This window comes from Shigella sp. FC1567 (genome assembly GCF_001743015.1).
GTDB classification, from domain to species: Bacteria; Pseudomonadota; Gammaproteobacteria; order Enterobacterales; family Enterobacteriaceae; genus Escherichia; species Escherichia coli.
Map to the genome: position 1 here is coordinate 1 of NZ_MIIV01000108.1, position 7,043 is coordinate 7,043.

At 52.6% G+C, this 7,043-nt stretch carries 7 protein-coding genes and 2 pseudogenes; 3 read left to right on the plus strand and 6 right to left on the minus strand.

Annotated elements, in window-relative coordinates; translation table 11 throughout:
* From BHE85_RS08025 to BHE85_RS08035, 3 genes and pseudogenes are all read left to right on the plus strand, one after another.
* Positions 1-309, plus strand: a 309-nt coding sequence (locus BHE85_RS08025; RefSeq protein ID WP_146627984.1) for an integrase core domain-containing protein, incomplete at its 5' end; no start/stop codon positions are given.
* A 43-nt stretch (positions 310-352) separates the two neighbouring features.
* A pseudogene (locus BHE85_RS26940) lies at positions 353-544 on the plus strand (oxidoreductase C-terminal domain-containing protein); the annotation flags it as partial.
* Positions 545-640: 96 nt separating this feature from the next.
* Positions 641-1,063 (plus strand): DoxX family protein, encoded by a 423-nt coding sequence (locus BHE85_RS08035; protein WP_001094731.1) that lies wholly within the window; start codon positions 641-643, stop codon positions 1,061-1,063.
* A gap of 47 nt (positions 1,064-1,110) precedes the next feature.
* On the opposite strand, the gene BHE85_RS08040 is transcribed toward BHE85_RS08035, so the two are convergent.
* From BHE85_RS08040 to BHE85_RS08070, 6 genes and pseudogenes are all read right to left on the minus strand, one after another.
* The gene (locus BHE85_RS08040; protein WP_039064221.1) at positions 1,111-1,983 is read right to left on the minus strand and encodes an aldose 1-epimerase; all 873 of its coding nucleotides are present in this window, start codon (positions 1,981-1,983) and stop codon (positions 1,111-1,113) included.
* Positions 1,984-1,994: 11 nt separating this feature from the next.
* Positions 1,995-3,089: a zinc-dependent alcohol dehydrogenase family protein gene (locus BHE85_RS08045; protein ID WP_073692121.1), complete on the minus strand. Its 1,095-nt coding sequence runs from the start codon at positions 3,087-3,089 to the stop codon at positions 1,995-1,997.
* Positions 3,090-3,121: 32 nt separating this feature from the next.
* On the minus strand, positions 3,122-4,120 hold the full coding sequence (locus tag BHE85_RS08050; protein ID WP_001276682.1) for an ABC transporter permease: 999 nt from the start codon (positions 4,118-4,120) through the stop codon (positions 3,122-3,124).
* A gap of 24 nt (positions 4,121-4,144) precedes the next feature.
* On the minus strand, positions 4,145-5,656 hold the full coding sequence (locus BHE85_RS08055; protein ID WP_000493478.1) for a sugar ABC transporter ATP-binding protein: 1,512 nt from the start codon (positions 5,654-5,656) through the stop codon (positions 4,145-4,147).
* A gap of 22 nt (positions 5,657-5,678) precedes the next feature.
* Positions 5,679-6,662: pseudogene (locus BHE85_RS08060) on the minus strand (substrate-binding domain-containing protein).
* A 48-nt stretch (positions 6,663-6,710) separates the two neighbouring features.
* A partial coding sequence (locus BHE85_RS08070; protein ID WP_069673465.1) for an IS1 family transposase occupies positions 6,711-7,043 on the minus strand: 333 nt, incomplete at its 5' end.

Here is a 7,043-nt window from a genome sequence, read left to right on the forward strand (position 1 = left end):
CTAATCCACCACTCTGATCGAGGTTCACAGTACTGCGCATACGATTACCGGGTCATACAGGAGCAGTCTGGTCTGAAAACATCAATGTCGCGTAAAGGTCACTGTTACGACAACGCTCCGATGGAAAGCTTCTGGGGAACGCTGAAAAATGAGAGCCTGAGCCACTATCGTTTTAATAACCGGGATGAAGCCATCTCAGTAATACGGGAATACATTGAGATTTTCTACAATCGTCAGCGTCGTCACTCTCGTCTGGGGAATATCTCCCCGGCAGCCTTCAGGGAAAAATATCATCAGATGGCTGCTTAAAAAAAGAACAAATGGTAGTGTCCGCTATTGCCAGTACACCTCAGACTGGCTTTGTCGTGGCAACCCGGAAACTCAGAAGGCGATTTGGTTTAATCTGCAAAACGGCGTGCTTATCGGTGCGGTCACGCTGAATCAGGGGCGTGAGATTCGCCCAATTCGCAAATGGATCCAGAGCGGCAAAACGTTTGATGCGAAACTGCTGATAGATGAGAACATCGCGCTTAAATCACTGTAACCAGGATAATTAGCGAATATCTCAACGCCTGGGGCGTGGCGAGGTGCAAGAGTGTGTATTACGTTTAAATCACATTATCTTGCAAAGGGATTGGTTATGAACACACTACGTTATTTTGATTTTGGAGCTGCCCGCCCCGTTTTGTTATTAATTGCCCGTATCGCCGTGGTCTTAATTTTCATTATTTTGGGTTTTCCCAAAATGATGGGCTTTGACGGTACGGTCCAATATATGGCCTCGTTGGGCGCGCCAATGCCGATGCTGGCAGCGATTATTGCGGTAGTTATGGAAGTGCCCGCCGCGATATTAATCGTGCTTGGCTTTTTCACCCGTCCGCTGGCGGTGCTGTTTATTTTCTACACGCTGGGTACGGCGGTGATTGGTCACCATTACTGGGATATGACCGGCGATGCGGTTGGGCCAAATATGATTAATTTCTGGAAGAATGTCAGTATCGCTGGCGCGTTCTTGCTATTGGCAATTACCGGGCCGGGGGCAATTTCTCTCGATCGGCGTTAGGAAAGATGCCGGATGCGGCGTGAACGCCTTATCCGGCATTTAATAAATTACAGCCACTCTACCCGCAACGACATCTCTGAAGTTGTTGATTCCCCTGGTGCTAGCGCAATGAGATCACCCCCTTCCGGGCGATGATGATCATCCGGCGCATGGCTCATCGGTTCCAGACAGAAGAAATCAAACGCATATCCTTTATCAAACGCAGGGTCGGAAACAAAGATGAAATAACACGGTGCAGGTGGCGTCGTTTCCATGATGATGGCATAACCTTCCTGCGGCTGCTCGATGCGGGCCTGACCATTCCATCCGGCAAAACCATTGTTCACCCACTGGCGCGGCAACGGCGCGAGCTGGTTAAAATCCAGTTCCTGCGGTAGCTGCTCGCAAAACTCACCCGCCAGCCACTGCTCCCGCTCCAGCCAGTAACCGCTCGCCTGCGCCTGAATCCGCGTTTGTGGTGACAACGGAAAATAAGGATGCCAGCCGGTACCAAATGGCAGCGTCTCTGCCCCTTGATTGGTGACAGAGAGCGTCACCGTCAGCGTATCCGCCGTTAAATGAAACGCCTGACTTACCCGATAGTGATAGACACCTCTGCGATGTTCATACACCAGACACAAGCTATCATCGCTGTGCGAGACACATTGCCACTCGCCCAGCCAGCCATCGCCGTGTAGATAGTGCGCATCCCACTCAACATTCGGTTGCAGTTGATACTCACGCCCCTGCCAGACAAAACGATTGCCGCTCACCCGGTTTGCAAACGGCACCAGCGGAAAACAGGAAGCATCGGTTGCCACACCGCTTTTTTTACCAGGACGTAAAAGCGGCGTCGTGTCACGCCAGAAGCCTTCGATTACGCCGCCCTGGTCAGAGACATCCAGCTTTAGCGGTCCGTGAGATAAGGTATAGATGGTCATCCGCTAACTCCTTAATCCGGGAAGTTAATCACAACTTTCCCGCATTTGCCGCTCGCCATCAGCGCATAGGCATCTCCAGCCTGTTCCAGCGAGAAGCGATGGGTAATGGCGTTACGCGGCCACAGTTTCCAGTCCGTCAGATCATGGGCGCATTTTTCCATATGGAACAGACTGGTCACCCAGGAGCCGATAATCCGCCGTTGATGGTGCATCAGATCGGCGCTGACCTCGAACTCCACTTTTCCGGTTTCTCCGATGTAAACCACCCGTCCCCAATCAGCGGTGGATCGCAGTGCCAGCAAGCGACCTGCGGCATTACCAGAACAATCGAGCGCAACATCCGCGCCACCGTGGGTGAGTTCGGCGATAATCTGCGGCAGACCTTCGGTGGTTGCTAAATAGCCGTGATCCATCACCCCTAACTGTTTTGCCATCGCCAGACGTTCCGGCAGCATATCAACGCCGATGATCCGTTTTGCACCGCGACCTTTCGCCAGCATCATCGCCATCATGCCGACTGGCCCCAGACCGGCCACCAGCATGTTATCACTGCCGGAAACTTCGCCGCGCAAAATTCCTTCATACGCTGTACCAACGCCGCAACTGATAAACGCACCATCTTCGTAGCTAAGCGCATCCGGCAGGAGGATCAGATCTTTTTCTTCCGCCAGCAAGTATTCGGCATGACCGCCGTCACGCTGCCAGCCGTAAGCCGCTTTTCCTTTGCCAGTACAAGAGATAGGAAAGCCGCGGCGGCAGTTCGGGCAAAAACCACAGCCAGAAATGTGATACACCAGCACGCGATCACCCTCTTTAAAATGGCGACAGCCTTGCCCCATCGCCACAATCTGCCCGCATGGTTCATGACCGTTGATAAATCCCTGGTATAACGGTTTATCGGGTGCCGCCGCCGTGGCACGGTGTTGATGATAGATATAGTGGACATCGCTTCCGCAAATCCCGGAGGATTTCATTTTGATCAGTACCTGGTTAATCCCCGGCGTCGGCACCGCAACTTCCCGCAGATCGACGGTTGAATTTCCTGGTAAATAAGCTGCCAGCATCGTTTTCATAAATCCCTCATTAACAATACGATTAATTTTCATCCCTGCCGCACCCGCGCCAGGGGCGTTAAGGTTTAGCGTTTCGCTTTACTGCTTCGCTGGGTCAGCAAGATATTCGCCAGCACCGCCACCACGATGATGACGCCGCGTACCACCTGCTGGAAAAAGGAGTTAATACCGAGCAGCACCAGACCGTTACCGATTAGCGTAATCACCAGCACACCAAGCAATGTACCGAACAGGGAACCGCGACCGCCGGAAAGTGCCGTACCGCCGACCACGACCGCGGCGATGACGTCAAACTCCAGACCGTTTGCGGCACCTGCGTTACCGGAACCGAGGCGTGCCGCCAGCAAAATGCCGGTCACCGCCGCTAATAATCCCGAAAGGGTAAAGATAAGAATGCGCACTCGACGAACGTTAATACCGCACAACTGCGCCGCCGTGGCATTACCGCCAACGGCAAAAACCGAGCGCCCGAAGGCGGTTTTTCGGCTAATGAACACAAACAGCGCAAACAACACCATCATGATCAGCGCGGATACTGGCACACCGAGAAATTGTCCGCCCAGCCAGTCCAGCACCTCGTTTTCGTCAATCGGCACTGGCAGTGCGTTGGTCATAAACAGCCCCATTCCGCGCAGGGCGCTCCACAGCCCCAGTGTGGCAACGAAACTGGGCACGTTAAACACGCCGCGCAGCACCCCGGCGAGCGTTCCCATCAGCGCGCCTAACAGCAACACCAGCAGACAAGCAATCGCCAACGGAACTTCAAATTGCAGCAAAAATGCCAGGCACACCGAGACAAAAGCCACCATCGGTCCAACGCTGACATCAATTTCACCGGAGATAATAATCAGCGTCATTGCCCAGGCGGCGATCCCGATGGTGGCAGCATCGCGAAGCACGTTCATCTGGTTATTCAATGAGATAAAGCCAGGCGCATTCAGGGAGAAGACCAGATAAAGAATGGCGATTACCACCAGCAAACCGATCTCATTAATATGGCGACTGACAAATTGTTTGAGCGAGACGCTCTTGCCCAGCGGCAATGATAATGACGAAGCAGACATCTTCAGGTTCCTCGGTAAAATTCATCAGTGCACAGACAGAATGGCGGACATCAGCTCATCCACATTGACCGGCGAGTGAAACTCCTGCGAGAACGTACCGTGCTGTAACAACAGGATGCGGTCGCACACCAGCGGCAACTCCTCCACTTCACTGGAGATAAACACCACGCTTTTTCCTTCGGCAGCCAGCTCACGGACAATACGGTAAATCTGCTGTTTGGCTTCGATATCGACGCCGCGCGTTGGCTCGTCGAGCAACAAAATCTGGCTGGCGGCATAGACCCAACGACCGATCACCACTTTTTGCTGATTGCCACCAGAAAGCGTGCCGATGGGCGTTTCGCTACTGGCGGCCTTGACCGTCATCCGCTGCATCACCTCTTCGGTCAGGCGGCGGATGGTGGACCATTGCAGCACTCCGTTGGCGCTGATTTTTTGCCGATTGGTCAGCACTGTATTTTCGTCAACGCCCAACCAGGGAATGATCCCCGCTTCTTTGCGGTTTTCTGGCGTATAGCCAATGCCGCGTTTCAGCATGTCGCCGTAATCGGGGCGCGTGATTTTCTCGCCGTTGATAACAATTTCGCCCTGTTCATACGTCTCCAGCCCAACAATCGCCTTCAGCAATTCACTGCGCCCTGCCCCCAGCAGGCCAGCAATGCCAAGCACTTCGCCGCGACGTAACGTAAAGCTGATATCCTCCAGCTTGGGCTTATGGCGTAACGCACGGACTTCCAGTACGGCCTGATCCACAATTTCCTGAGGGGCAACCGGCGCAATATCAACGTGATCACGCCCTAGCATTAGCGACACAATATGATGCGTGGAGGTGTTTTCGAGCATCACATCGCCCGCCACCTGACCATCGCGCATAACGGTGGCACAGGAGGCAATGCGGCGGATTTCTTCCATCCGGTGGCTGACATAAATCACCGCCACGCCCAGTGCCGACATCTTTTTCACCGCACTGATCACCAGTTCAACTTCTGCACTGGCAAGCGAGCTGGTGGGTTCATCAAGAATGACCACGCGCGGCTCGCCCTTCATCACCCGTGCAATTTCCACCAGTTGCTTTTGCGCCGGGCTTAGCGTTGAAACAAGTTGTTCAGGACTAACGTCAACGCCCAGCGCCTGTAAGCAACGTTGGGCATCCTGCGCCATTTGCAGGTAATCAATCATGCCGTTGCGGCGAGGCCATTGACCAAGGCAGAGGTTTTCTGCCACCGTCAGCCCTTCCACCAGACTTAATTCCTGATAAACCGCACGAACCCCCAGTTCAGCGGCACGGCGAGTCAACGTAGCTTCGTCACCTTCCAGTCGCGTCTCGCCAATCCAGATATCACCGCTATCCGGGCGTTCGCTGCCGGTAAGCATTCGAATGAGAGTCGATTTGCCCGCGCCGTTTTTACCTAACAGCGCACGAACTTCGCCTTTATTGAGCGTGAAGTTAACGTTATCCAGCGCAACGACGCCGGGGTAACGCTTATTTCCTGCCACCACTTTTGCTACCGGGACTGCCTCTGTTGCCGTGAACATAGGGACCTCTGCGAATCAGCGATTAGGGCAGACCATCAACGTGCGTTGCCAGCCACTGTTTACCATCTTCCGTTTTGGTATAGAGATCGATTGGCACCTGAATCACTTTTTCACCGTCGGCTTGTTTATTGATAACCTTCAATGTTTGCGCGAAAACAGCATTGCCCATTTTCTTACCGGAAATATCCACTACCGCTTTCAGCACCTGATTGTTTTCCAGCTCCTGAGCAATTTCGGTTGTCATATCCGAACCGAAAACAGCAATTTTTCCGGCCTGATTTTGATTACGTACCGCTTTTACCGCGCCGAGTGTCGCACCGCCCGACTCCCCCATAATGGCGTTGAGATCCGGCGTGGAGATAATCAGTTTTTCACCAACGGAAATCGCTTTATCTAAAACAGTCCCTTCCTGATTAGCGACAATTTGCGCGCCGGGAACGCGGGATTTTAATACTTCTTCAAATCCTTTACGTCGCTGCACACAAACTTCAAAGGCTTCGCAATTGATGACGGCAATTTTCGGCTGGTCAATTTTATTGGCAATAAAATAATCGGCGGCAGCGTTACTCAGTTTTTTACCAAATTCCAGTGGATCGCCGACCAGATACGCCGAGACATATTTATCGACACCCTTTTGATTAATACAGGTGTTGTAGCAAATCACCGGAATACCCGCTTCACTGGCGCGACGAACGGTACGGCTACTGCCATTTTCAGACACTGCCGATAAAATAATGGCATCGACATTACGCGCCACGAGGGTATCAACAAAGGTACTTTCTTTCGAAATATCACCCTGGGCGTTAGTTTCAATTAACTGTACCTGTACTGAAGAATCTTTTGCCGCATCCTGAACGCCCTGACGCACTCCAGCGTAATATCCCTAGGTATCAAGGTATATTGCACCAATGGTCATTTCTTTATCCGCAGCCCTGGCAAATAGTGCGCTACCTAATAGCGTAGCCATTAATAATAGATTACGGGTTGTTCTCATTTTTTTAGGCATAGTGCCTCCTGTAGGGTTTTTATTAACAACGGCGGTAATGACTCCAACTTACTGATAGTGTTTTATGTTCAGATAATGCCCGATGACCTTGTCATGCAGCTCCACCGATTTTGAGAACGACAGTGACTTCCGTCCCAGCCTTGCCAGATGTTGTCTCAGATTCAGATTATGTCGCTCAATGCGCTGAGTGTAACGCTTGCTGATAACGTGCAGCTTTCCCTTCAGGCGTGATTCACACAGCGGCCAGCCATCCGTCATCCATACCACGACCTCAAAGGCCGGCAGCAGGCTCAGAAGACGCTCCAGTGTGGCCAGAGTGCGTTCACCGAAGACGTGCGCCACAACCGTCCTCCGTATCCTGTCATACGCGTAAAACAGCCA

Excerpts from the sequence above, each read along its gene's own strand:
- BHE85_RS08035 (WP_001094731.1), top strand. The coding sequence starts at position 641 with ATGAACACACTACGTTATTTTGATTTTGGAGCTGCCCGCCCCGTTTTG.
- BHE85_RS08040 (WP_039064221.1), bottom strand. The coding sequence starts at position 1,983 with ATGACCATCTATACCTTATCTCACGGACCGCTAAAGCTGGATGTCTCT.
- BHE85_RS08045 (WP_073692121.1), bottom strand. The coding sequence starts at position 3,089 with ATGAAAATTAATCGTATTGTTAATGAGGGATTTATGAAAACGATGCTG.
- BHE85_RS08050 (WP_001276682.1), bottom strand. The coding sequence starts at position 4,120 with ATGTCTGCTTCGTCATTATCATTGCCGCTGGGCAAGAGCGTCTCGCTC.
- BHE85_RS08055 (WP_000493478.1), bottom strand. The coding sequence starts at position 5,656 with ATGTTCACGGCAACAGAGGCAGTCCCGGTAGCAAAAGTGGTGGCAGGA.